The sequence below is a fragment of the Ktedonobacter sp. SOSP1-52 genome (genome assembly GCF_016587395.1).
Genome location: NZ_BNJH01000001.1, coordinates 3165550 through 3189456 on the forward strand (window position 1 = coordinate 3165550; position 23907 = coordinate 3189456).

Sequence of the window (23907 nt, forward strand, 5' to 3'; positions counted from 1 at the left end):
TGCTCCTACCTGTGGGATACACCACTGCTCGTGTTGCCACGGCTTGAGTTCGTTTTTTTCAAGAGTTGGCGGATCGTCTCTGGCGAAATAGACTCGACAAAGCCCAGTTCCACCGCCTGGTCTGCCAGTAAGCGCACGGTCCAATGATCGTGTCCCTCTGGCACCGGGCTACAGGTGATCGCTACCAGATGAGCGGATTGAACGGGCGTGAGGGCGTGCCGTCGGTGAGCTTGTGGCTGATCCTTTAGCACACGAGTAAGGCCACCCTCCGCATACCGTTCTCGCACGCGTTTGACGGTCGAGAGGCTGGTTTCGATAGCCTCCATAATGCGTTGATTCGGCCATCCATCGGCAGCCTTCAACAGGATACGTGCACGGGTCAGGATTCGAGCACTGGCTTTGCCCCGATGTAACAGGGTTTGCAGTTCTTTTCGCTCTGCTGGCGTCAGGTTGATTGCTTCTTTCATGCTCCTACGCTATCACGCACAAGCCAGCCCTGTCAAACCTAATTGGACTGACCACTAGTGGGTCTTCACAGTACAGTGCGTGTGCCACCTACGATACCTTCGACGCGCATCTGCTCACGGCAGTCAATGCCAAGAACCAGAGCATTACCTACAGCTATGATGCCAACAGCGCCGTTTCTTATTTCATGCCCAAGTGTTTCCTTATTCAGATGCAGGGGCATCTGCTGCACAAATACCTCTTCTCCTATGAGCAGACCCAACCGCAGACCATCACCGATCCCCTCACCGGATCACAGGAGAGTGTGGCAGGCTACCTGGACCTGACGCAGATTCAGGAGCAGGGAACCAATGGGACCACGCTCAATGCTCCCGTGATCAACATCTCCTACTCCACGCTTCCTCAGCGCTATGTGGACCTATGGCGCAATGCCTCCTCGGCGGCGACCTGTCCCTCCTGGACGACCTCCAATGGGGGAGGCTGTGTGCTGTGGGAGACGAGCTACAATGGGCGCTATATTACCACCCTGGACAATGGGCGTGGCTGGCACGAGAACGTGAGCTGGAATGAGGCCCATGGCAATACGCATGGGGTCAGCAGTGGTAACCCCAACGATCCCTTTGCCTGTAACGGGCACCAAGCGGCGGGAACCACCTGCGGTACGGCCGATGATCACAGCTGGAGCCGTGAGGTGGTGACCTCGCGCAGCAGTGTGACCAACGGGGTGACCTCATCCTGGAAGTACCAGTATGGCGTCAATGGAGGCGAGCTAAGTTGGTGTACTGATTGTAACTATGGCTATACCTGGGGCAATCAGAATGACACAGACTATGCTGACTACTACAACGGGCAGTTTACCAGTTTCGCGAATGCGCAGGTAACGCAGCCCGATAACTCCTATCAGATCGAGTACTTTGCCTCGACGAGCGGTTGGGGGGTGGCACCTGGTGTCCAGTGTTACACCTCACCAACAACAAATCCCTGTCATGACCAGCCCTACTGGTATGATCCAGGCATGGCAGGCCATCTGAAAACAGAGGAGGATTTTAGCTCGACCGGGCAGTTGCTCAAAGTCAAGCAGCTCAACCCGGCGACCAACTGTTCCCCACCAGGCGTGGGGCATACCGAAACGGCCTACGGCGGCGGAGTCGGTCCAGCCAACGGCAATCCGGGCGATACCAAGCTCATCAGCCTGCTGGATCAGAATAACCCCGTGGTCGTATGTGACCCACGCGCCACGCAAGAAGATGACTACCAGGTGGATGGGGTCACGGACCTGGGCCACTACACGACGGACGCCCGGGTTCTGCACAAGACCATCACCACGTCTTATGATGGAGATAACCAGGGCGTGGGCACCTATGACTATGGCAACGTCAGCAAGGTGGATGTCACCGCCAATGACGTGGGTGGCGCGCACTTCATCACGCGTAACACCTTTTATCCCAAGGATAACATTGGCTCGGGCCAGTATCTGACCGATTTGTCAGCCCAATCCTTCCTGCAGGATGCCAGCAACAACATCTATAGCTGCACGGCCTCGGTCTATGGTTCCAACACGGCCTACAATCAGGCACCTACGCTGCCACAGGCCACGCAGAATATCGCGTACTTAACTAACGGTGGCTGTACCGGTTCTTCCGTCACCGTCAAGCACGGCTATGACGCAAGTGGCACGCCCATCACAGGCATCGATGGGGACAATCATCTGGGCTGTACTAGTGGGTCTTCACAGTACAGCGCGTGTGCTACCTACGATACCTTCGACGCGCATCTGCTCACGGCTGCCAATGCCAAGAACCAGACGGTGACTTACACCTACGATGCCAACAGCGCCAATGGCGGCTTTGGGCAATGGCTCTTGAGCGAAACAGATGCCAATGGGCAAACGACCAGCTATCAGTATGATGCGTTGGGTCGTCTGACGGCGGTGATCCGTCCGGGAGATAGCGCTAACTATCCAACAATATCGTACACGTACAACAATACGTGTACCAATGGCTCAACGGTACCTTGTGTGGAGATCGATGCCACTGCGCGAGTGACAAGTGGGAATACACGGACCACAACAACGCAGCAATGGTATGATGGGCTTGGAAGATTGGTTGAAACGAAGAAACCCGGCCCGAATATGCTTTCCAAAGTGCCAGCGATCCCCTCGGCACTTATCTCCTATACCATTTATGACAATATGGGTCGAGCCACAACCAAAAATATGCCCTATGCTGTTTCGGCTTTGACCTCTGGCTATGTTACACCTGACCTTAATCAGCCTCGTACGGTAACGAGCTACGACAGTTTAGGACGTTCTCTGGGTACTATCACCTATGGTGATGCTACGACGATTATGCAGGAGGTGAGTACTAGTTATACAGTTGCTCAAGGTGTGGCTACACTCTCTAGCGAAAATAGCACAGCCTACGAGCAATCGATAGCTTTAGATGCCTATAACCATCAGTCTATTACGTATACTGATGCGCTTGGGCGTTCTCGGTACAGTCAGGTCTTCAATGGCGCAAGCAGCCCCTATACTGTAATCCGCACAGTAGGTAAGACCTACGACACGGTAGGCAATACGCTCTCAGTGCAAACTTATGATAGTACAGGAGCAGTGAAGGCCAATTATAGCGCGAGTTATGATGCTCTCAAACGGATTTCAGGTTTTAATGATTCAGATTCGGGTTCTTGTCAGAATGTTCCGCTGCCAGCCAACTGTAGCGGATCAACAGACTTAGCATGGAAGTATAGCTACGATGCTGACGGGAATCCACTCAGCCAAACTGACCCACGTAATAAGAGCGTCTTTGTGAGCTATGATGCTCTTGATCGTCCGTTGTGTAAAGGCGCAACCTCTGCTTCGGTGAACCCTTGTAGCAACAGCGCCTATGACATTTTCTTTTACGATAGCTACGATAACAGTAGTAACTCAAGTGTTACGTTCCCATCCAACTGTGCAGCTTCTGGTCAGTCTTATGCCGTTAAAATGTCAACGGCAGAGGTGTTTAGTAGCACAGCCGGTAGTGGTTGGCGTTGCAAAGCCTATGATCAGCGTGGTCAACAGACGCTGAGTATGCTCTCGGTCTCAGCTGATAGTCAGACCACGACACAGGCTGTGTATTCATCGTATAATGAGGTGGGTCAAGTAATCGATGTGACATATCCTGATGGGGAAAATGTCACCAGCCAATACGACAATAACGATTACTTGCGTTCATCCTACTTTGGTTCTCCTACGAGTTCCGATCCCGTCAACTTTCTCGTAGGTCAAGTAACCTACACGAACAATGGTCTGGTTGCTGGGATGGGAATGGGCGGATCAGCGTCCAAAGCGAGTACACCAACTCCTGTTTTTTCAACGTCAACGACCTATGATAACATTCAGCGCCCGCAAACTATCAGTGCCTCTAAAGGAGGGAATACCCTCTGGGACCAGACCCGAACGCTTGATAATGTTGGCAATGTCATAGGTTTAACAACCTCATTGCCCACTACCACTGGAGGAACACAGACAGACGTTCAATCCTTCTGTTACGATAGTTTGAGCCGGCTTGTGTGGGCAGGCAATACGGGTACACCTACGGGTGGTGATCACTGTGGCAATACGCCTGCTGGCTCAACCATTTCAACCTATCAACAACAGTTTAGCTACGATTCCCTAGATCGTTTCAACCTTGGCCCTGGTGGGTCAACTACGTATGACACAAACCATGTGCATGGCGCAAGTACATTACTGACATCGTGATAAGAAACTAAACTGAGTAGCCGCATTGCAGTGAACAACTACGAATAATGTCGCGTTTGTGACGTAATCGCTCTTTTGCTCGAAGCAGCTCTTGATACAAGTGATCGAGGTCCCGACAACAGAGATTGCCCATCTCGACGCGCTTGAGATACTGCCAGATGCCCTCATCTGGGTTGAGGTCGGGAGCGTAGCCTGGAAGTTGCTCCAAATGCAGTCGTTTGCCCATCTTCGTTTTGAGAAAGGTCTTGATCTCATGGTTGCGATGGATGGGAGAGCCATCCCAGATGATCAGGACCTTGCCGCTGATCTTACGCAACAGCACTTTCAGAAATCCGACCACTGCCTCCGCATCATAGGAGGTCTGGCGCACTTGCATGAAAAGCCGCCCATCCAGGGTAATCCCACTGATCGCGGAGAGGTGATCCCGTGTCAGTTTCACGCGCAGAAGAGGCGTTTGCCTGCGCGGAGCCCAAGTACGAACCGCCATTGGCAGCAGATAGAACCCAGCCTCATCTACCCAGAGGATGGTGTATTTCTCGTTTTCGGCTTTTTTTTAATCGCTGGCCAACGATCTTCATACCACTGCTTGATAGCTTCTTCATTCCGTTGCGTCGCCCGTTCGATTGGCTGTTGAGGACTCCAACCAGCTTCTCGTAACAGTCGTCCGGCGTGATCGGGATGGTAACGGACACCAAAGCTGCGATAGATCACTTCCGCGATCCGCTTCCCTGTCCAGACATCTCCCCGAAATCCATAGGCTTCTGCCCCCTCCACCAACAAGCCAGGAATCTGCGCTTGTTGCTCAATTGACAGTTTTGGCTTCACGCCTTTAGGAGGATGTGCTTTGAGTGCTTCTATGCCGCCTTCTCTTGCTTGTTTCATCCATTGGCTCACGGCTCCCTTACTTACCCCTAGTGCTTTGGCTATATCCTTTTGTTGCCATCCTTGTTGCTTCAGTTTCCATGCTTGTTTGCGTCGTTCTTCTCGCCAATCGGCTTTCTTTGGTGCTCCCATGCTGCCGATTCTATCACAGTTTACTTGCTTCCGTCGACGTCAGTAAGTACTATCTCCAACCAGTACGCTAGCTACGATGCCATGGGGAATATGACCTGTCGAAATGTGGACACCACGACTGCCCATAGCTGTGATGCTACGCAGACTGGGGCCACGATGACCTACGATAGTGAAGGTCGCTTGGATACCTGGACCGCTCCCAGCGGTACAGCCTCCAGTGATCAGTTCCTCTATGACAGTAGTGGGAGCCGTGTCCTTCAAAGGAGTACAAGCAACGGGACAGTCACGGATACCATTACCTTTGATGGTTATACAGAAGTTACCATTAGCGGTGGCAAGACTTCAACCATAAAATATTATGGATCTGTAGCCCTCAAGAAAGATGGGACACTGTTCTATCTGTTGTCTGACTTCTTGGGGAGCAGCAGTCTTGCTCTCAAGAGTGACGGAACCATCCAGTCGGTTCAATTGTTTGCTCCCTTTGGTTCCACACGCTATAGCGACGGTGGAATGCCCACAACCTATAACTTTACGGGTCAGCGGCTGGATAGTCAGACAGGACTCCTGTATTACGGCTTTCGCTACTATGACCCTATAAGCGGTCGCTTTACACGTGCTGATACTGCGGAAACCAATGCAGGAGGAATGGACCCTTATGCCTATGTGCATGGTAATCCACAGACATTCAATGACCCATCAGGGCATAAAGAGGTTGGACCTTGTGATGGCGATTGCAATCCTCCTCAAACCTACACTCAAGATGATGTAGATAATTGGTGTGCTCATGATCCTGAATGTCTTCGTGAGCTTGAGGAGCAAAACAATCTAGAAGAATCTCAAGTAACCAATATTGTGGAACAGACAGTACTTGATCTTGCTGTCGGTATTGAAACGGACAATCCCGAATTAGCCGAGCAAGATGCTGAAAAGATGGCAGAGGAGCGAATTGTTCAAAAACAAGTTGCTTTACAACAGCTATCTGAGGATGACAACAGCTCTGGATTCGATGCGCAAATTGCGGAAAAATTAAATAACCCCGTCAAAGAAGGGGATATATTAGAGGGGGAACTAGGACAGCTTGTTAACAAGCATACAAAGTTAACTAGTTTTAACAAAGGATTCGGACACAAAAACGAAGATGGAGAGATTGATGCAGAATCCCCTGAGGCTATCTTTGAGGCAAAATCAGGCGAATTACAAGGTGGAATCAAGAACCTGAGGAAAAAAATCGATAACACGATTACAAATCCAACCAGGAAACCTTTTGTCATATACGCGCCGGAGTGGAATGATAATCAGCTTAAAACAGCCTGGAAAGAGCTATCAGGCCGTGGTGTGGATCTTTATATCGCGAGAAATCCTGATGAGCTTATTGCAACCATCAAATTCTTGCAAAAGTTTGGGCCTACAGCTAGCAACTAAGGAGGTGAAAGCCTATTTGTGTTTTTTTCTGGTTTGATTGAGAAAATATAAAAAGTGAGGGGAAGATGCTACATAATTTTCTCGAACTGAGAACCTTCTTGAGAAGAAAGGTAGTACTTCCCCCCTTTGAAAGTTTTAAATCAAAAGGATATCATTACAGCATCCTTGCTATAATGATATCCTTGTGTGAATATGAAAAGGAGATGGTCAGTATGAGTTCTAGTGTACTACTCTTCAGTAGTCATAATGTGACTGAAGAAGAGCTAGCAGATATAATTCTCCAATCAGGTGGAATAGTAACAACAAGTCCAACTGCGCGTGCCTTTGGAGGCCTTGTTGATGGTGAATGTGATATATGGATTGATCGTATTCCATGTTATGATGGAGTTTTTGATGATGAGGGGAATCCTCTGAAAGAAGAGAATATTGTTTTGCTTGAAAAGGCCAAAGGTCTACTTGGTGGAGAATTTCAAACCTGGCTTCACATCGAACTTGGGCATGGATTCGGCAGTGAACAATTAGCAGTTCGTTTTGCTTATGCTTGCTGTCAACTTTGGCCATGTGTAGTTGACAATAATGAAGGACTGCTATTTACGTGTAAAGAAATTGAGAAGTTATATAAAGAAAACGGAGTTTTTTTTAATTATTGGATTCGAAGAAGAGGGGGAGAAGGGATATAGAACAGTTTTATGGCCACGAATTCAATATAGTAAAGTAGGAGGGCAGATGCAATAGTATTGCATTTCATCTGCCCTCTTACTGTATTTTATAATCTTTAGTTGGTAGGACTCCCCTAATTGGTGGACGCGCATAAGGCCCCCTTTTGCAGACGAAGCAGGGGGCGAGATGGTGCTGGAGAAGGCGAGGAAGCAAGCTGCCCTTCCCTCTTTGGGCGGCCTCGCCGCTTTGGGGCGACCCAAGGCGGCGGAGCGATCCGATAGGTCAACACCTCGCGCATGCTCCAGATGTGATCCGTCAGCCCCGAAGCCATAGCGGGGGTGATCACGATTTCTCCCTTGCTCCCCCGCTCTTTCGCCAGCCGCCGGCTCAATTCATGATGTGGCCAGCACCAGTTGTAGGTGCACCCCACTAACCACATCCCGGCTTCGAGCCTGCTCACGCGACGAGACGCGTGTCGGCAACGTCGAGTCAGGCAGGCGAGCCGCTCTCTCATGGTCCCGTTGAAGCGTTCGATAAACGCTGTGTTCAGTTCCTTTCCTCCCTGCGTTTGAACCAACACCTGGTTGGCTTGCTCAAGGGTTCCTTGCGCCATCCGCCGAATGACTTCCACGACGCGCTTTTTCGCCGTTTTCTTGATCACCGTTCCAATCAAGAGGTCGGGCCAGGCTTGCAATGCACACCGCCCGCGTCCTCCTCCTCTCGGGATCTTTTCGCGAAACGCGCGCCGGATACTGTTGGGGTATGCCGACCATCCGTCCGTCAAGACGAGGAGCGCGCGCCAAGGCAGGCAACAGGCTTTCACCATCCGTAACAACTGATCAGCCAACTGCCGATCACGCGAGAGACTCACTACGCCTCCCAACCACAAGCGCGTCGAAACCATCATGGCCATCGCCATCCAGGGGATCATCTGGCAGCCTTTCCCTCGGATCTCATCGGCCTGGACGTGTTGCAGATCCAGTTTGGCTTGCACGACCCGGTCGCGGTGAACTTTTTGGCAGTGGGCCCCCGCTCGCTCTTGCCATCCGGCCACGGTTCGTTCGTCCAGGTGGAAGGCATGCACAATCGCTTGAGGGGGACAACCATAGGCGAGCAGCGTCACCACGATCACAATCAGTTCCTCTGGTTTGCGCCGTCCCTCAAACATCGTTCCTGCTCGTGCGCTAAAGGTCTGCTGGCAGATCTTGCAGCGATAGCGTGGTCTCTTCCGACTATGAATGACGATATTCCCTTGCCCGTATTTGCCCCTTGCCGGACACTCCAGATTGGGGCAAAATACGCTGGAAGCATCCATCTGGCTTTCTGCTTGTGTGTTCATAGCCGCAGCTTGCCAGATATCTGCTCACTTTTCAAGCCTTTCTGGCTGACTCTCCACCAGTTAGAGGAGTCCTACCCACCGTCTGAGGGCCGGAAAATACCGCGCTCTTTTACAGGACCGATTTCAGACGTGGAATGAACTGACTGGAGCAAAGCGAGTCGCATAACCATAGGTATCCCCACATCTTCTATGACCCATCAGCATCCTTCTTTGCTATAACTCAGCAATATTCTTCATTTTTCTGATTAAGTTGACAATACCCTTGAAATTGCTCTTTTCTGTCTGAAAAGCGAACTTTGTTGAAGCTCTCTACAGGCTGGTTCAGCAGACTATTCCGACTTTCGGTTCCAAGTAGGGGCAAACCCCAGATTGAAGCGAAATATGGCAATTGTCATCCCGCCGGCAGCTGAGGGGTGCGACAAGTTTTTTTGCAAAACCCCAGAGAGGCAAGGGGAAGACATTGGCTGCCGTTTTCCTGTCATGCTTGTGTGCTTACTGTTTGCAAAAATCCTTGGCACACCCATTGCCTTGTCTACTTATGCACCAGGGCGTTCACAGGCGCAGACAGCGTGTTCTGGCTTGTGTCCCCGGACCCCCACGCCGAGAGCGTCGAGGCCGCCTACGTGGGCTTCAGTCGACCGGCGTGTGAGGCATTCAAGAGTCAGGGAGTCAAGCGGGTGATTGGCGTCTCAGCCTTCGGTCGTGGGGCAGCCGTGTCCGGGAACGCTGGCAATGTCACTGCATCGCTGGCTATGGACGACCTGATCGCAAGCACGGGGGTCAGTTACCGCGCTCTGGCAGCGGCCCCATTCATGGATAACCTGCTCCGTCAAGTCGAGTCGATCAAGAACCAGGGCATGTTCTTCGACATGATATCCGGGGACCTCAAACAGCCAACCTGTGCTACCCGAGACATCGCCAGCGTTGCCGCCAGGCTGCTGCTCGATCACACCTGGAGCGGAGTCGAAAGTTGCCCAGTGGTCGGCCCTGAGGACCTCTGCTACAACGACATGGCGCAGATCATGTCCGAGGTGTTGGATAGGCCTGTACGCTACCAGCAGATCCCTGGTGAAGCCCTGAAGGCCACGCTGACCAGATATGGGAGGTCCGAGGCTATGGCGCAAGCCCTGGTCGATATGATGGCGGCCTACGATCAGGGGCTCGCCACCGCCGAGCCGCGCACCCCCGAGTCCACCACTCCTACGAGTTTCCGCCAATGGTGCGAGGAAGTGCTTAAGCCAGCCGTCCTGGCCTGAGCACCACCGCAAACGAAAGGACTACCAGATGCCTGAAGTTGCAACAAACAAAGCGCCTCAGCTCTCCAACGATCACATCAATGATGTGTTGCAGCAATTCGCCGACAGTTTCAGCCAGCCGCAGCGGGCGCCGGTCTGGCACTCGCCTGAGGAGCAGAACCTCGACTACGAGGATGTCACCTTTCCGTCCCTCGATGGCGTCCCACTGGAGGGCTGGTTCATCCCGGCAGCCGGGTCCAACAGGCTCATCATCGCCAATCACCCGATGGGGTTCAGCCGATCCGGGATACCCACACAGTTCGAGCCGTGGCACTCGCGGTGGGCATCCAGCGGGAACGGCTTCGAGGTCAACTTCATCCCGGACTACAAGATCCTCCATGATGCCGGATACAACGTCCTGACCTATGACTTGCGCAACCACGGTTTCAGTGGCGCGGCCAACGGCGGCATCGTATCCAGTGGCATCTTTGAGGCGCGCGATGTCGTAGGTTCGTTACGGTATGTGCGCAACCGCGACGAGACGCGGGACATGACGATTGGCCTCTTCAGCCGCTGCCTGGGCTGCAACCCCACATTCTCTGCGATGGCGCAGTTTTCCGAGGTGTTCAACGATGTGCGCTGCCTGGTCGGACCCCAGCCCGTGACCCCACAGATCATCCTCGCGCATCACCTGGCACTGGCGGGAGTTCCCGCCAACCGCATCGAGGATCTGGAACAGAGCATCATGTTGCGCACGGGTATCGGGTTCGCTCGAACAGACCCGAGGGAGTGGGCAAAGCATGTCCGCATCCCCACGTTCCTCTACCAGGTACACGATGACGTGCTGACGCAGCCGAGCGACGTGCAGACCATGTTCGATAACATTCCCATCGCCGAGAAGAAACTTCAGTGGATCTACGGCACCACGGCCCGCTGGGACGGCTACCTCGAGTTCCAGCGCCGCCCGCAACCAATTTTAGAGTGGTTCGAGAAGTACATGTCCTGATGGCCTTTGAGTATGAATGTGTTCGGAAAACAAGACACCTGGTTTACTCTTCAGGCGGAGAATCTCCGCCATGTCGATCCAGAGGTGATTACCTGTATCCAAGACACGGAACGTATGAACCAGGGGTATGATGCGCTCGTCTTGCTGCCAGCGATCAGCTGTCTCGTCCTCTTTCTCCAGGCCGACGCGGCTACAGGTGGCCTCACCACAGGTGAAGAGATCTCGCGAGCGCTCCGGCTTCTTCGAGACGGCAGACGCGTCTTTCTGAAAGGAGTCAGCCACGCCATGTACAAAGATCAGCCAGACCTGGTGCAGCAAGCCATCAACGCCTTTCTTTCCACGCTTGCTGCCTGATCCGGCTGCTTTTTCACGCTTCGGGTTAAGAAGGATCTCGCTCGAAGCGTGAAAAAGCCCGTGCGTGTTCGTCGAGCCCTGCCACGAGTCAGCCAGTCATGAACGACTCCCTTGATCCATCGACAAGTCTCACCCTCACGCAAAGCCTCGGCCACGCAGGCTCAGCCCACGGTTTGAGCTGAGCCTCATGTGCCATCCGTAAAAAAGAAGAGCAACGGAGTACCACATGCGCCCTACAGCCTGGCATCCTCCAGTGGAACGCTCACATGGAGAGCACATGGTCATCACACGCATCAAACGAGCGAAGTTGTTTGTCTTTCTCCGTTATCACCGCCACCAGTTATTTGATGACGCGTTTCAAGAAGAACTGGCGGCACTCTACGCTCCAAGTCTGCGTGGACACCCACCTATTCCGCCAGCACGATTGGCCCTGGCAACTATTCTGCAGGCATACACAGGCGTCTCGGATGATGAAGTCATCGAGGCGACACTCATGGATCGGCGCTGGCAATTGGTGTTGGACTGTCTGGACGCCGAGCAGGCCCCGTTCAGCAAGGGAACATTCGTCACTTTTCGCAAGAGGCTCATCGAGACGCAGATGGATCGGCGGCTCATTGAACGGACGATCGAGATGGCGAGCCAAAACCAGGAATTTGGCTCGCGCGCCTTACGCGCAGCGCTGGACAGCAGTCCGTTGTGGGGAGATGGTCGCGTCGAAGATACGTACAATCTTTTAGGCCACGCGCTCAAAAAGGTGCTGCGCGTGGTAGCTGACCAGCAGGAGCGGGATCTGGTCGAGGTGGCCAAAGAGGCCGGAGCTGAAATGGTGTGTGCGACGAGCCTGAAGGCCGCGCTTGATCAAGATTGGGATCGAGTGACGAACCGAGAAGAAGCGTTAGATCTCATGTTGCACGTCTTACAGGCAGTGGAAACGTGGGTACAAACCCTGCCCCAGGAAGAATCCCACCTGGCGCAGCCTCCTTTACAGATTGCCCAGCAGGTCAGAGAGCAAGATGTAGAACTGAGTGAGAATAGCAAAGCTCACCTGATCAAAGGGGGTCGCCAAAGATCGACGCATCAGCATCGAGGATGCTGAGATGCGGCATGACGCAAGAGCCGAAGTATCCGTGTGGACGGATACAAACGCCATGTGCTCCACGATTTGGATACGGGTCTGATCCGTGCGATGGGCATCACCGCCTGCTAATGTCCCGGAAGCCAGTGTCACCAGAGAGATCAGCGCTGACCTGGAACGGCAACCGGTCACGTTGAACGAATTGCATATCGACCGAGCCTATTTGAGTAGCCATCTCGTGCGTGAGCGCAGTGCTGAGCTGAAGATCTATTGCAAAGCCTGGCCGGTGCGCGAGGGGAAGCGCTTCTCCAAGCAGGCATTTACCTTGGACTGGGATCGGCAGATCATTCGCTGTCCGGCAGAACAGGAAATGCCTTTCATGTTAGGTGGGGTGGTCCACTTTCCCACAAAAACGTGCGCTCAGTGTCCATTGAGAGCGCAATGCACTACAAGCGTCAAAGGCCGTAGCATCAGCATTCACCCTGATGAAGCCTTACTTATGGAATTACGAGGGCGTCAGCAAACGCCGCAAGGACGCGCCCAGCTGCGTGAGCGGGTCGCCGTGGAACACACGCTGGCTCATATTGGTCGATGGCAAGGTCGGCGTGCCCGCTATCGTGGTGTGCGTAAGAATCTCTTCGATGTGCGCCGCTGCGCTGTCGTTCACAACTTGCACATTCTGGCCCGCTCCCAGCATCTCTCTGCTGAGCTTCAGGGGGCTGCGTGATTTCTCGACCGGTTCTCCTAGAGAACCGGGTTTGTCCTGCCAGGTGCTCAGGCGCCCTTCTGAATCGTAGTCCAGTTGCTGACCTGTCTGTGTGCCATTACAAGTGGTGGCACTGGTCAGGGCGCGACAGACCATGTTGCCGGAAGGATCGTAGGAGGCCGTGTAGCCATTGCCCGTGGCGGTGACGGCATGCGGATGCTTGCTGTCTCCATAAGTATAGCCACCCGCAGGACCCGTGGTGAGCTGGCCCTCGGTGTTGTAGGCGTCACTCTCCTGATACTGCGCGCTGGTGAGCGTGCCTGCCGTGAACGTGGCACAGGGTGGGGTCCCCGTCGAGCCCGACCAGGTCATGCGGTTCAGGTTATCGTAACAAAACTGCTGATTGTCCGTACCCTGGGGCAGGGTCGCCGAGACGGTGACGACGTTGTTGACCGCGTCATAGCCTGGCTGCTCCTGTAAGAGCGTCGTGCCGGAGCTGATATTCTTGTAGAGCAGGTTGGTTATGCGCATGCCCGAGTCATAGGAGGCCGAGAGGCTGTACTGCCCATTGCCAAAGGTCAGCGAGGTGGGATGCCCCGCAGCTCCAGCATTGCCCTGGTACTGCATGTTGGTCGCGATGGTGGTTGTGGTCCCACTATTGGTGGTGGTCAGGCCCAGTCCCCAGCCATTGGCATCATAGCCAGGAGTAACTACTTCCCCGGTCGGATAGGTCTGGCTCGTCACCTGCCCAGCATCGTTATAGGCTGCCTGAATTGTGTAGGGTGTGCCATTGACGGTCATGATCTCTGAGAGCTGCTGTCCACGCACATCATAGAGGTACGAGTAGGAGCCTGAGAGCGCCTTTCTCCTGATGCAATCGCCGATACTGGTTCATGAATCTGTTGGGAAATGTTGGTCCATAGCTACGATGTCTTCCTGAGCTTGACCTATGTTCTCACTTGTTTCCATCATTGTGAACATCTGTCAGTTTTGGATAAGCTTTTAGCACTACTCTTGCGAAGGGGTCAAATATCTTTCCAAGAAAACAGACCATATTTCACAGACTATAAATAAGATAGAAGCTAAAGCACCTAAGATAAAACTCTATGTTTGCACTTTTGAAAAGAGGGTAGCAGGGAAGGACACCATGTGGTATCAAACAGGTAACAAACAACCTGAAACCACGGAGGTGTCCGATGCCACAGCCTATTCTCTGTCTGGATGCAGAAGTGCGCTACTTTGCCGAGCGGTTCCGTGCGGTCTTCTCCAAGCCCCAATATGAGTACTTCGTGACCGTCCTGCTGGGGCTGCTGGAATGCGAGGGCAGGCGCACGCTCTCGGGGATGCTGAGCAAGATTGCGCAGCCCCCCAGCTTGAGCGGGTTGAGTCGCTTTCTCTCGGAAGCTCCGTGGGTAGCCGAAGCATTGGTCGTCGTCTGGCTGGAACGCTTCCGCACCGAGATGCAGCCGTTGGTGGAAGCCGAACGGGAACAACAACGTCAGGCGCAACCCAAACGTCGAGGTCGCCCCAAAGATCCCTTGGTGACCGGGTATCTGATTGGAGATGATTCCACGATGAGCAAACCGAAAGGGCGCAAGATGCAGGGTCTGGGCAAGCATCACTCGACCACCTACGAGCAGCGCATCGTCGGCCACAGTTTGGTGCAGGGACTCTACGTGTTGCTGGATCGCAGGTGCCCCTTGGCTCCGCAGTTGTACCGACAGGAGAAGGTCTGCGTAAGCGAAGACGTGGCGTTTGAGAGCAAGATCGCGCTGATGGAAACACTCATTCGCACCTTTGAGCCAGTCGTCGGGACAAAAACGCATGTCTTGCTGGACAGTTGGTACTGCGCTCAATGCCTGTGGCGTGCGGCTCGTGATCGAGACTTCCTCATCACGACCGGGATCAAGAGCAACCGGTGGCTGCGCATTGCTGATGCCACCACGCCGCAAGGATGGCGGTGGCAGAAACTGAGTGATTATCTGGCTGGCTTGACAGAGCAAGATTTCGTCCAGACTTCCTGGCCGCGCGGCGGCAAAGCGGTGTCTGTCCATGTGGTGACCACCAGTGTACGCAAACTGTACCGTTGTCAGGTTGTGATCGTGCGCCACTCGCTCTCGGCTCCGCTCTCCCAGGCGCGCTATTGGGCCTCTAGTGATCTGGACGCCTCGGTTGAGGTCTTGCTTGCCCATATCTCGGCGCGCTGGGACATTGAAGTTCTCTTCGCTGATGGCAAAGAAGAGCTGGGGTTGGACCACTACCAGCTCATGAGTACTCAGGCCCTGGTGCGTTTCTGGACCCTGGCGATGCTGCTCTACGTCTTTCTGGAGGAAGAACAGCACCGCTTGCAACTCAGGTGGCAACGCGCGGTGACCATTGGCGAAGCCCGGCGCGAAATCCAGCGTCGCCATCGTCATCGCTTGCTTGACTGGCTGCATGAGCAGTTCCTTTCTGGCATTCACCCTGACACGTTGGTTGATCTGCTGGCCGCTTGATGCGGCTCAGCCAAAAAGTGCAAAGATAGAGGGTTACTAAACTCAAACATCCTGAACCAGCAGGGAATTGCTAGCGAGGTTTAGTTTTTTATGCTGAGATCAATAAAGAGATATTTCTTACAATGTAGGAGCATCCCAAATCAAGATGCGATTATCCTCACCCGCAGAAGCAAGCAGCTTCCCATCAGGAGACCAAGCAAGCCAGTAGACAGATTTGGTATGTCCCTGGTATGTAAAGATCCGCGCGCCAGTGGTGACATTCCACACCTGCACGATCTGATCATCACCTCCCGCAGCTAAGCGTGTCCCATCTGGTGACCAGCACACACACGTACCGCTGTGCCAGAGTCCCTGAAGTGCTACCTGCTGATTGGTTCTCACATCCCAGAGAAGGATCGTCGGTATTCCAGAGTCAGCATACGCAGAGAGAAGAGCAAGGGCTAAGCGTTTACTATCGGGTGCCCAGGCAAGATCATGGATAGCTGTCCGATATGGGATTGTCGTCTGGATGTGCTGGCCGCTCTGAGTATCCCAGACATGTACAATATTGCTAAGAACCTCTGCGGCTGCAAGCGAACGACCATCTGGTGACCACCTCACAGACGCACATTCTTTGGAAAGAGCGTAGCTCCCCACCATCCTGGCACTGGTAATATCCCATATCTGGACACCTTGGAGTCTGCCTATAGCGAGACGTTTACTATCCGGAGACCAGGAGACCCCACCAGGGTTGAAGCTGGACCACTCGGAAGTCTCAGGAATAGCTTGGAAGAAAGTGCTTGTTTGGGCATTCCAGACTCCAAGTGAAGTCTTTTTGTCTTCTGAGTCAAGCCAACTCACCAGATACTGACCATCTGGTGACCAAGCGATGTCTCTGCATGGATTGCTTTTGCTGTTAACGATATCAAAGCGAGGTGGAAGCGGATAGGTGATCATTTTCTGACCAGTCGCGATATTCCAGGATTTCAAGTTCCCGTCGCGTGTTTCTGCCAGGTAGGCGCTGTCAGGCGACCAGGCGAGGAATGGCAGATAGTAATTGGAAACAAGCGTCTCAGAAGGAAGAGCCAACCGATAAGCGTGTGCTCGCAGCCAGTCTTCTCTCCATATCTGACCCAGTATCACTCCAACGCTTCCCACTCCCAGCAGCCCGGCCAGATTCAGGCCATGTGTGAGCAGAGTACGACGCGAGAGCTGGGTTTGCGTTGGGGCTGGACGTTGTGTTCGGGGAGTTTTTTGTCTCATGTAGGGAAGAAATAAACTGGGAAGAGCGATCAGGAAACCTGCTAACGTAAGCCAGAAACCCACGAGCACTTGTGATGGGAACCATGCCACAGCAGGCCAGAAGCCGAGGGATGGCTGGCCGATGCGGATCTTCTCAACAAAAATGATGCCAAGCAGAGCGAGACTGATACTGCTTGCTAACAGTGTCCAGAGGGGTCGCCAGTACATCCGAGAGCCAAAGAGACGCCCCACCCCACGCTCAACAGCAGTAGCGCAGAGAGCGGCACCAACCAGAACAGCGAGAGGAGCTGGGGCTGAAGATCAGGAAAATCAAGTAAATCGAGTACACCGTAGCCAGAGGAGCCTAGTGCAATACCCCACCCTGACACCAATGTGATACGTAGCCAGGGGAGCCAGAAGCCGCCAAGGATCAACAGCGCAGCTAGAACAGACGCGAACATCAGTCTGCGTTCGTTTTCGGTTCGGAACTTGAGCCCCCTCGTGCTCTGTTGAATAGAGGAATGGCAAAAGGGGCAAGTTAAGAGATCATCGCCAACATGACGAGAACAACTTGGACAAGCGGACATGATTGCGTTCTCCTTATGAAGGATAATATCTGCCTTCAAGCGAGTTGAAATGCTCGAACAGTGAGCTTGGGCAACGAACACTGAGGTAATAATAGCAAAAAGAGGGGGATGGGCAATGAAGGAATTCACACTTTTTAGGAAAGGCGAAGGGTAAATGCACACGCTGACTGTCCCTCTTGCCCAGCATCATAGAACGCTATGTCCAACTTTTTTGTCCAATTTGACTGCGCACCCCTTTCAACCATCATATGTCGAGGTGTCAGGCATTCAAACCCCTGCTGCGAGAAGAGAACGCTGGCGTCGCGCGGTGTGGACCATCATGATGCATAATCGGGCCTGTGTTCGGAGTGAGGATCGCTGGTACATTCACTACTGGGCGGTTTTGACGCTTGCTGGTGGAGATGTCCGTTCCGTAGGCCGATATCTTGAAGAGCGGTCAGAAGGATTACGACGCCATCATGACCTCTATGAGGTTCATCCCAACATGAATCAGAAGGCCGTGTCCATCATCGATGATCTTTCTCTTCCAGAAGATCCTCTTCCTCCTGATGGAGAGGCATTTTGGGCGCAGATTGATGAGCAGCGAGACCTTTGAGTTAACTGTGTTGTCGCTAAAGTGGTAAGGTGGCCAATTGGTAGGCGCGCTAAAAGAAACCTTGCCAATTGTCACCTACTGCTGTATTCCTTAATGGCGCTATCATTTCTACAAGCCGAGACCTGCAAACAGTCGACCTCTCTTTGGACTCCAGACCTCGGTTCATCGCTTTATTCATGTCATTGAGGAACGTAGCACTACCGGTAGTTTGTGGACTCGGGAAAGTGCGCCTGATATTGGATAGCTATCCTGAGCAATTTAAGCACAGATTGCCCTCACTTGACGGGTTTAAAACGGGGCAAAATCCCAAGTCGACAAACTATCGCTAGCGGATGACTGCTGACTCCCGGAGTATACTGGAAGAGCAAAGAGGACGTCATGGGTCCAAAGAGCTATTGTCGGGAGAAATGACAAATGGAACCCGGCACCAAAGTGCTAGTGTGCACCTCGACGTCCCTGTCAGGTGAAGCACATGCGCAGGCAGGGGGCAGCCAATCAGAAGCGCCATGTCACCATCAAGAGGGGCAGGGAGCTCTTTTCATGGGCCGTGGCACAGCATGCCTGTTCCAAGGCGTTGATCTGCTCACCGCCAAAGGCACACACCAAGGAGCAGAAAGGAAGAACGAGTATGGACCACGAGATCCATCAACCCCCACAGCGCCGCGCCAGAGCCGATCCCACGCTCGTCTCCTCATCCTCTGTTTGCGACCAAGTTTCTGCTCCCGGTAGCCCCCATGAGCTCATTGCGTGCCCTCGTCTCCTGGCCCTGCTCAATGCTGGCCTTCTCACCGACGCCTCATACTCGTCTCCGCCGCCGCAGGCTTTGGGAAGACCACGCTGCTGGCGGCGTTCGCCCAGGTTAGTTCGCCCTCACCTCAACACCTTTGACCGCTTGTTCGATGAGCGCCGCCACCGCAGCGGGCTGCGAGACATAGATGGCGTGACTGCCCGCTACTTCGACGACGGTCGAACCTGCGCGCGTGGACATGAACCGCTGAGCGGGAGGGGGAATCATCTTGTCGTCGGTGGCGACCAGATACCAGCTTGGCTTGGTCTTCCACGCTGGCTCGCTAACCCTACCTTGAAGGGCTTCCACTCCCCACGGAACCTGGGAATCAGCCATGAATGCGGCCTTTGCTGCGTCCACATCTGCCGCAAAGGAGGCGGCGAATTTCGCTGTGTCCAGGAACAAATAGCCATCCTGGGGCGGCAGGATCGGGGGCACAGGTGCTCCAGGAGGGGGATCCTGGATCAAGCTAGAGACCGACTCTCCCCTGTCAGGGGCAAAGGCCGCGATATACACCAGCCCGGCAACCTGGGGATCGTTGCCTGCTTCGGTGACCACCACCCCTCCGTAGGAGTGACCAACGAGCAGCACCGGGCCGTTCTGCGCGTGAATGATCCGTTTGGTTGCGGCGACGTCATCGGCCAGCGAGAGGGTCGGATTCTGAACAATGGCTACACGGTAGCCATCTTTCGTCAAAATGGTATAGACATCCTCCCAACCGGAACCATCCACGAACCCTCCGTGGACCAGAACAATCGTTTTTTCTGCCGAATGCGATACTTCAGCCATGATGCTTTTCCTTTCTCGAACAAAGTAGTTGCCTGCCTTAGGGCATGGTCTCTTTTGGGCGAAATACCCACATGGTGAGAGCGTCACCTTGAAAGCCACTTTTCACCTTTTGCTCCCTTTGTGGCTCCCTGACATGTGTCCCACGACAAAGAAAATGACTCCTTCTTCCTCTCTGCTCTTTTCGGTTCTCTCTCGCCAAGAACTGCACCGCTCCTGCAGTGCTAGGCCCCTAGCCAGAGAGAACTTCTGCTTGGCCTGAGCATGTGCTACCATAGAGGCAGAGCTTGCAGGAGTCCTGACTTCTGCGGGCTGTGGCACTGCACAATTCCGACTTGAACAGGCTTGGCTCGCTTGGTAAGGACACCTGACGCTCCAAGTATAGCCACGCTCCTCGGAGGAGTCACTGTGTAGCAGATGGCATGCCGCTTTACATTGCTTTACAGCGCTTCTTCTGTGCCATTCCATGGAATGAAAAGGAGACCACCAATGCAGAGATCCTCTTATGGAGAGCGTGACTATCCCTTTGGCCAGATGATGCTGACCCTACGGACAACAATTGGGCTGACGCAAACAGGGCTTGCTAGCCAGCTTGGTGTTTCTCGCAATGCGGTCGCGCAATGGGAGGGAGGCAGTAGTTATCCCAAAGCCGAACATCTTCAACACGTGATTGAATTAGGAGTACGAGCTTTCGCCTTTCCTGCTCGACACGAAGAAGAAGCAATTCAGACGCTCTGGCGGGCCGCACGCCAGAAGGTGCTCTTGGATGAACACTGGCTCCGGGACCTGCTCCATCGCGCCTCTGCCTCCTCATCTGAGCAGGGTGCCGTTGGCGCTCCGCAGAGAAACCGGACAACGACCAATTGGACTGCGCTCTGGACGGTTCCATTTCCCCGCAATACCCACTTTACCGGACGTCACGAACTGCTCGACCAGCTTACCGTGCAACTCACCCCCCTCGCCTCAAGCCAACCGACCGCTCTCCGCCGTGCAGCCCTGACACAGGCCCAGGTCATTAAGGGACTGGGCGGGATTGGGAAGACCCAGATCGCTGTTGAGTATGCCTACCGCGCTCGTGAAATGGGTCATTATATCCATACGCTCTGGATCGCTGCTGCCAGCGAAGAGACTCTCTTGATGAGCTTTGCTGCGCTCGCAGAACAGCTGCCATCTATTTCCTTTAAGGAGGAGACAGATCAACGCAAACTGGTCAGGGCCGTCATTCGCTGGTTGGAGCAGTGTCAGGAACCCTGGCTGTTGATTCTGGATAACGCTGATGATCTCTCCATGGTCCAACCGTACCTTCCGGTCCAGGGGCAGGGCAGTCTGCTGTTTACAACGCGCTCAAGCGCCGTTGGCTGGCTTGCCCCCTCTCTAGAAGTCAGCGCCATGGGAGTCATTGAGGGAGCTGAATTGCTGTTACGCCGGGCAGGACGCTTCGCCCAGGCATCAGATGAGCACATGAATGAGGCGGCTACCTTGGCCGCGGAACTGGCACTGTTTCCTCTTGCGCTCGATCAGGCAGGTGCTTACATCGAAGAGACGAGTTGCAGCTTGGCTGACTACTTCCAACTCTATCAGGCTCACCGGCATACGCTGCTCTCCCGGCGCGGCAGGCAAGCGACACACTACCCAGAATCGGTTGCTACCACCTGGTCGCTCTCATTTAAGTATCTTGAGGCGACTAACCCAGCCGCCGCTGAATTGCTGCGGTCATGTGCTTTCCTCTCACCGGATGCGATTCCCGAAGAAGTGCTTACCGAAGGTGCTTTCCATTGGCCTCCTGCGCTGCAAGCGGCTGTCGCGGATCGTCTCAGCTTCAACCAGATGCTGGAAGCTCTGCTCGCTTTTTCTCTGGTCAAACGGTTTGCGGAGGATCGTTTCCTCAGTATTCACCGGCTGGTACAGGTGGTACAGCGGGAGCGTCTCTCACCGGAAGAGCAACGCCAATGGACGGAGCGGGTAGTGCGGGTACTCAATGCGGTTTTTCCGCAGAGTCCGCAAGAATCCACTTCCTGGCACCTCTGTTTGCGCTATTTGGATCAGGTGCAAGACTGTGCTACCTTGATCCGGGAGCAGCATGTTCTGCTCCCCGAAGCGTCCGAACTCCTTGAGCGGGCTGGAGCGTACCTGTATGAACGTGGGCTGTACACGCCCGCTGCACTGCTCTACCAGCACGCTCTTTCCATGCGAGAACAACTGGTGGGTGAGACCCACACGACGAGCATCTCAGATATACTCCAGTTGGCACACATCTATTTCAATCAGGGAGCGTTTGCGGCGGCGGAAGCGCTCTATCAGCGAGCATTACCCATCGCAGAACAGCATGCTGGAGCAGAGCCGCTTCTCCTGATTAAGGTGTTGCGTGGATTGGCGCATGTCTATGGCGATCAAGGAAAGTATGCTCAGGCGGAAGCGCTCTACCAGCGAGCGCTACCCATCTGGGAGCAGCTCGCAGAAGCGGAACAGGTCAGGCGAGGCGGTATCCTGGCGAGCCTGGCCTTTGTCAAGGCTCAACAGGGGAAATATACAGAAGCAACCATCCTCTCTCAGCGGTTGCTGTGCCTCCGTGAACAGCACCTGGGACCAGAACATCCCCATGTAGCCTCTGCACTGCTTGGATTGGCTCAGATTATGACCTTGAAGGACGAGGATGCTCCAGTTGAGCATTTTAATCTGCGGGCGCTGCGTATCTACGAGCAGCATTTTGGACCAGAACATCCTCTGGTAGCCACGGCCTTGCATGCACTGGCGAGGCTGTATACGGGGCAGGGGAAATACGCTGAGGCCAAGCCACTCTACCAACGTGCGCTGCATATTCGCGAGCAACAACTTGGGCCAGAGAATCTCGATGTATCCGATACACTGAGCGGATTGGCAAACCTCTACTACAAAGAAAAGAAGTATACTGAGGCTGAGTCGCTCTATCAGCGAGCGCTCTCCATCCGAGAGCAACAGCTTGGATCAGAAAATAGCGTCATTATCGATGTGCTGCTTGGATTAGCAAATATTTATCGAGAACAAGAGCATTACATGCAAGCCGAGTCACTCTACATGCGGGCGCTACGCATCAGTGAACAGCACCCGGAGCGTGTTGAGACCACTCACATTCTGCACGATTTTGCCCGCTTGCAGCACATGCAAGGCCAGACAAAAGAAGCGGTAGCCCTTTACCAGCGGGCGCTCTCCATCCGAGAACGCGTCCTTGGATCTGAACACCCGCTAACAGTCAAAACACGCGAATGTTTACAGGGGCTCTTCGCAGTGACGGACCAAGTTGAGGAGACGAAACGAATGGAAACACAACAACAGAAAAGAGCAACTCCTGTACAGAGCCAACAGCTGGAAGAAGAGATCTGTTGAGTTGTCCGGGCGCGCATTCCGTCATGGAAAATGGTACTCACCAGTACCATTTTCCATGATCGAACGTCTCTGACTCATCCTCATCTTTTTGCCTTCCGACGTGTGCTCTTGCTTCTTTTATCCTGGAAAATGCCCTGTTGTCATGAAAAGAAGCTGGATATTGGAAATTGTGTCGAACATTCAACGCCAGAAAATTGCGTTGAATGTTCGACGCGATGGCCCTCAGCCCAGTATTCTCGTTCGATCATTCAGCGCAATTACCACTATGCTTCTGCCTGCGCCTCCAGCCAGCGTTTGAGAAAAAATCGCTCTTGCGAGAGTCTTGAGTGACTTCTCGTTGTTTCCCGCTCCATTGTGACCCGAGTGTAAATTACAAAATTCGGTGTCGTATTTGTGATACCACTCCATGTAGTATGTTCTCATCCTTCCATTTGGAAACGGGCCATGTACGACAGAGAACGGGGGCTCTGGGACATATTCGGTGTGCCTACCTGACTTTGGGAAGCTACTGATCAGGCATCGGGGATGTAGGGGATCAACCCTTTACGGAATGCTGCCTCCTGGATTTCCCTGGGGGCCTGGCGCACATCGATGATGAGTCCATTCACCTCAAGCATCCAGATCAAAGGGTTCTTGTCAACCATGGAGGGGATCGACCAATCTGGGTTCATGGGATACATGCCCAGCAGGTCACGGATTTGTTTGGATTTCGCCTGCATCGTGCTCGAACTGAGATCGAAATACTCCCAGATCTGGCTTGCTGTAATGTGGGGAGTCTGGGAGGAATCAAAGAGAAAGTTGACCATGCCCAGCGCATGAATGATCCCACAAGCCCACGTAGGAGCCTTGCCTCGTGCCAATGGTGAAGGACGTTTCCGGCACAGGGTCGCTGTCAGTTCACGACAGAGTTGGAGATACTCGTCATTTAAGTAGGTCTGGCTGAAGGTATCCGTGAGCAGGGTGATCTCCTCGAAGCACTTCTGCATCTCTTTGGGAACTTGTTGTGATGTACTCCGTTTGGCCATATCTTCCTCCTTCACGTCTTCATTGTAGCG

Annotated in this window: 16 protein-coding genes and 2 pseudogenes; 10 read left to right on the forward strand and 8 right to left on the reverse strand. The window is 53.7% G+C overall.

Annotated elements, in window-relative coordinates; all coding sequences use genetic code 11:
* Window positions 1-5: 5 nt before the first annotated feature.
* Window positions 6-467 carry a helix-turn-helix domain-containing protein gene (locus JMJ16_RS15225; protein ID WP_201382537.1) on the reverse strand — a complete coding sequence of 154 codons (462 nt, stop codon included), beginning with the start codon at window positions 465-467 and terminating at the stop codon, window positions 6-8.
* Between JMJ16_RS15225 and JMJ16_RS15230 the strand changes: the two genes are divergently transcribed.
* Window positions 455-4207: an RHS repeat protein gene (locus JMJ16_RS15230; RefSeq protein WP_201382539.1), complete on the forward strand. Its 3753-nt coding sequence runs from the start codon at window positions 455-457 to the stop codon at window positions 4205-4207. The two genes, JMJ16_RS15225 and JMJ16_RS15230, sit on opposite strands and share 13 nt — an antisense overlap.
* Before the next feature lie 7 nt (window positions 4208-4214).
* Here the strand turns inward: JMJ16_RS15230 and JMJ16_RS54350 are convergent, their stop codons facing one another.
* Entirely contained in the window at window positions 4215-4694 is a 480-nt protein-coding gene (locus JMJ16_RS54350; RefSeq protein WP_236601122.1) for a transposase, read from the reverse strand.
* A gap of 26 nt (window positions 4695-4720) precedes the next feature.
* Window positions 4721-5221, reverse strand: coding sequence for an IS630 family transposase (locus JMJ16_RS54355; RefSeq protein WP_236601123.1), 501 nt, complete (start codon window positions 5219-5221; stop codon window positions 4721-4723).
* Between the two features lie 156 nt (window positions 5222-5377).
* Here JMJ16_RS54355 and JMJ16_RS15240 point away from each other — a divergent pair, with 156 nt between their 5' ends.
* Window positions 5378-6643, forward strand: coding sequence for an RHS repeat-associated core domain-containing protein (locus JMJ16_RS15240; protein ID WP_201382541.1), 1266 nt, complete (start codon window positions 5378-5380; stop codon window positions 6641-6643).
* Window positions 6644-6855: 212 nt separating this feature from the next.
* A complete protein-coding gene (locus JMJ16_RS15245) occupies window positions 6856-7323 on the forward strand; it encodes a hypothetical protein (protein WP_201382543.1) in 468 nt (155 codons plus the stop codon).
* Window positions 7324-7436: 113 nt separating this feature from the next.
* Here the strand turns inward: JMJ16_RS15245 and JMJ16_RS15250 are convergent, their stop codons facing one another.
* Complete coding sequence (locus tag JMJ16_RS15250; RefSeq protein ID WP_236601514.1) at window positions 7437-8642, reverse strand: hypothetical protein; 1206 nt, start codon at window positions 8640-8642, stop codon at window positions 7437-7439.
* A gap of 545 nt (window positions 8643-9187) precedes the next feature.
* Here JMJ16_RS15250 and JMJ16_RS15255 point away from each other — a divergent pair.
* From JMJ16_RS15255 to JMJ16_RS15275, 5 genes and pseudogenes are all read left to right on the forward strand, one after another.
* A pseudogene (locus JMJ16_RS15255) lies at window positions 9188-9898 on the forward strand (NmrA family transcriptional regulator); the annotation flags it as partial.
* Between the two features lie 28 nt (window positions 9899-9926).
* A complete protein-coding gene (locus JMJ16_RS15260) occupies window positions 9927-10883 on the forward strand; it encodes an alpha/beta hydrolase (protein ID WP_201382547.1) in 957 nt (318 codons plus the stop codon).
* Window positions 10884-10895: 12 nt separating this feature from the next.
* The gene (locus JMJ16_RS15265) at window positions 10896-11237 is read left to right on the forward strand and encodes an alpha/beta fold hydrolase (protein ID WP_201382549.1); all 342 of its coding nucleotides are present in this window, start codon (window positions 10896-10898) and stop codon (window positions 11235-11237) included.
* Between the two features lie 226 nt (window positions 11238-11463).
* Window positions 11464-13039: pseudogene (locus JMJ16_RS15270) on the forward strand (IS1182 family transposase).
* A 1175-nt stretch (window positions 13040-14214) separates the two neighbouring features.
* The gene (locus JMJ16_RS15275) at window positions 14215-15513 is read left to right on the forward strand and encodes a transposase (RefSeq protein WP_201382551.1); all 1299 of its coding nucleotides are present in this window, start codon (window positions 14215-14217) and stop codon (window positions 15511-15513) included.
* A 117-nt stretch (window positions 15514-15630) separates the two neighbouring features.
* Here JMJ16_RS15275 and JMJ16_RS15280 read toward each other — a convergent pair whose 3' ends face one another.
* Together JMJ16_RS15280 and JMJ16_RS15285 are read right to left on the reverse strand one after the other, a co-directional pair.
* Complete coding sequence (locus JMJ16_RS15280; protein ID WP_201382553.1) at window positions 15631-16962, reverse strand: WD40 repeat domain-containing protein; 1332 nt, start codon at window positions 16960-16962, stop codon at window positions 15631-15633.
* Window positions 16932-17321: a hypothetical protein gene (locus JMJ16_RS15285; protein WP_201382555.1), complete on the reverse strand. Its 390-nt coding sequence runs from the start codon at window positions 17319-17321 to the stop codon at window positions 16932-16934. Before JMJ16_RS15285 ends, JMJ16_RS15280 begins: the two co-directional genes overlap by 31 nt.
* A gap of 154 nt (window positions 17322-17475) precedes the next feature.
* Between JMJ16_RS15285 and JMJ16_RS15290 the strand changes: the two genes are divergently transcribed.
* Entirely contained in the window at window positions 17476-17916 is a 441-nt protein-coding gene (locus JMJ16_RS15290) for a hypothetical protein (RefSeq protein ID WP_201382557.1), read from the forward strand.
* A gap of 859 nt (window positions 17917-18775) precedes the next feature.
* On the opposite strand, the gene JMJ16_RS15295 is transcribed toward JMJ16_RS15290, so the two are convergent.
* Window positions 18776-19492, reverse strand: a complete 717-nt coding sequence (locus tag JMJ16_RS15295) for an alpha/beta fold hydrolase (RefSeq protein WP_201382559.1) — start codon at window positions 19490-19492, stop codon at window positions 18776-18778.
* A 486-nt stretch (window positions 19493-19978) separates the two neighbouring features.
* On the opposite strand from JMJ16_RS15295, the gene JMJ16_RS15300 reads away from it, so the two are divergent.
* The gene (locus tag JMJ16_RS15300) at window positions 19979-22852 is read left to right on the forward strand and encodes a tetratricopeptide repeat protein (RefSeq protein WP_201382561.1); all 2874 of its coding nucleotides are present in this window, start codon (window positions 19979-19981) and stop codon (window positions 22850-22852) included.
* A 512-nt stretch (window positions 22853-23364) separates the two neighbouring features.
* Here the strand turns inward: JMJ16_RS15300 and JMJ16_RS15305 are convergent.
* On the reverse strand, window positions 23365-23877 hold the full coding sequence (locus tag JMJ16_RS15305; protein ID WP_201377662.1) for a DUF6398 domain-containing protein: 513 nt from the start codon (window positions 23875-23877) through the stop codon (window positions 23365-23367).
* Window positions 23878-23907: the final 30 nt, after the last annotated feature.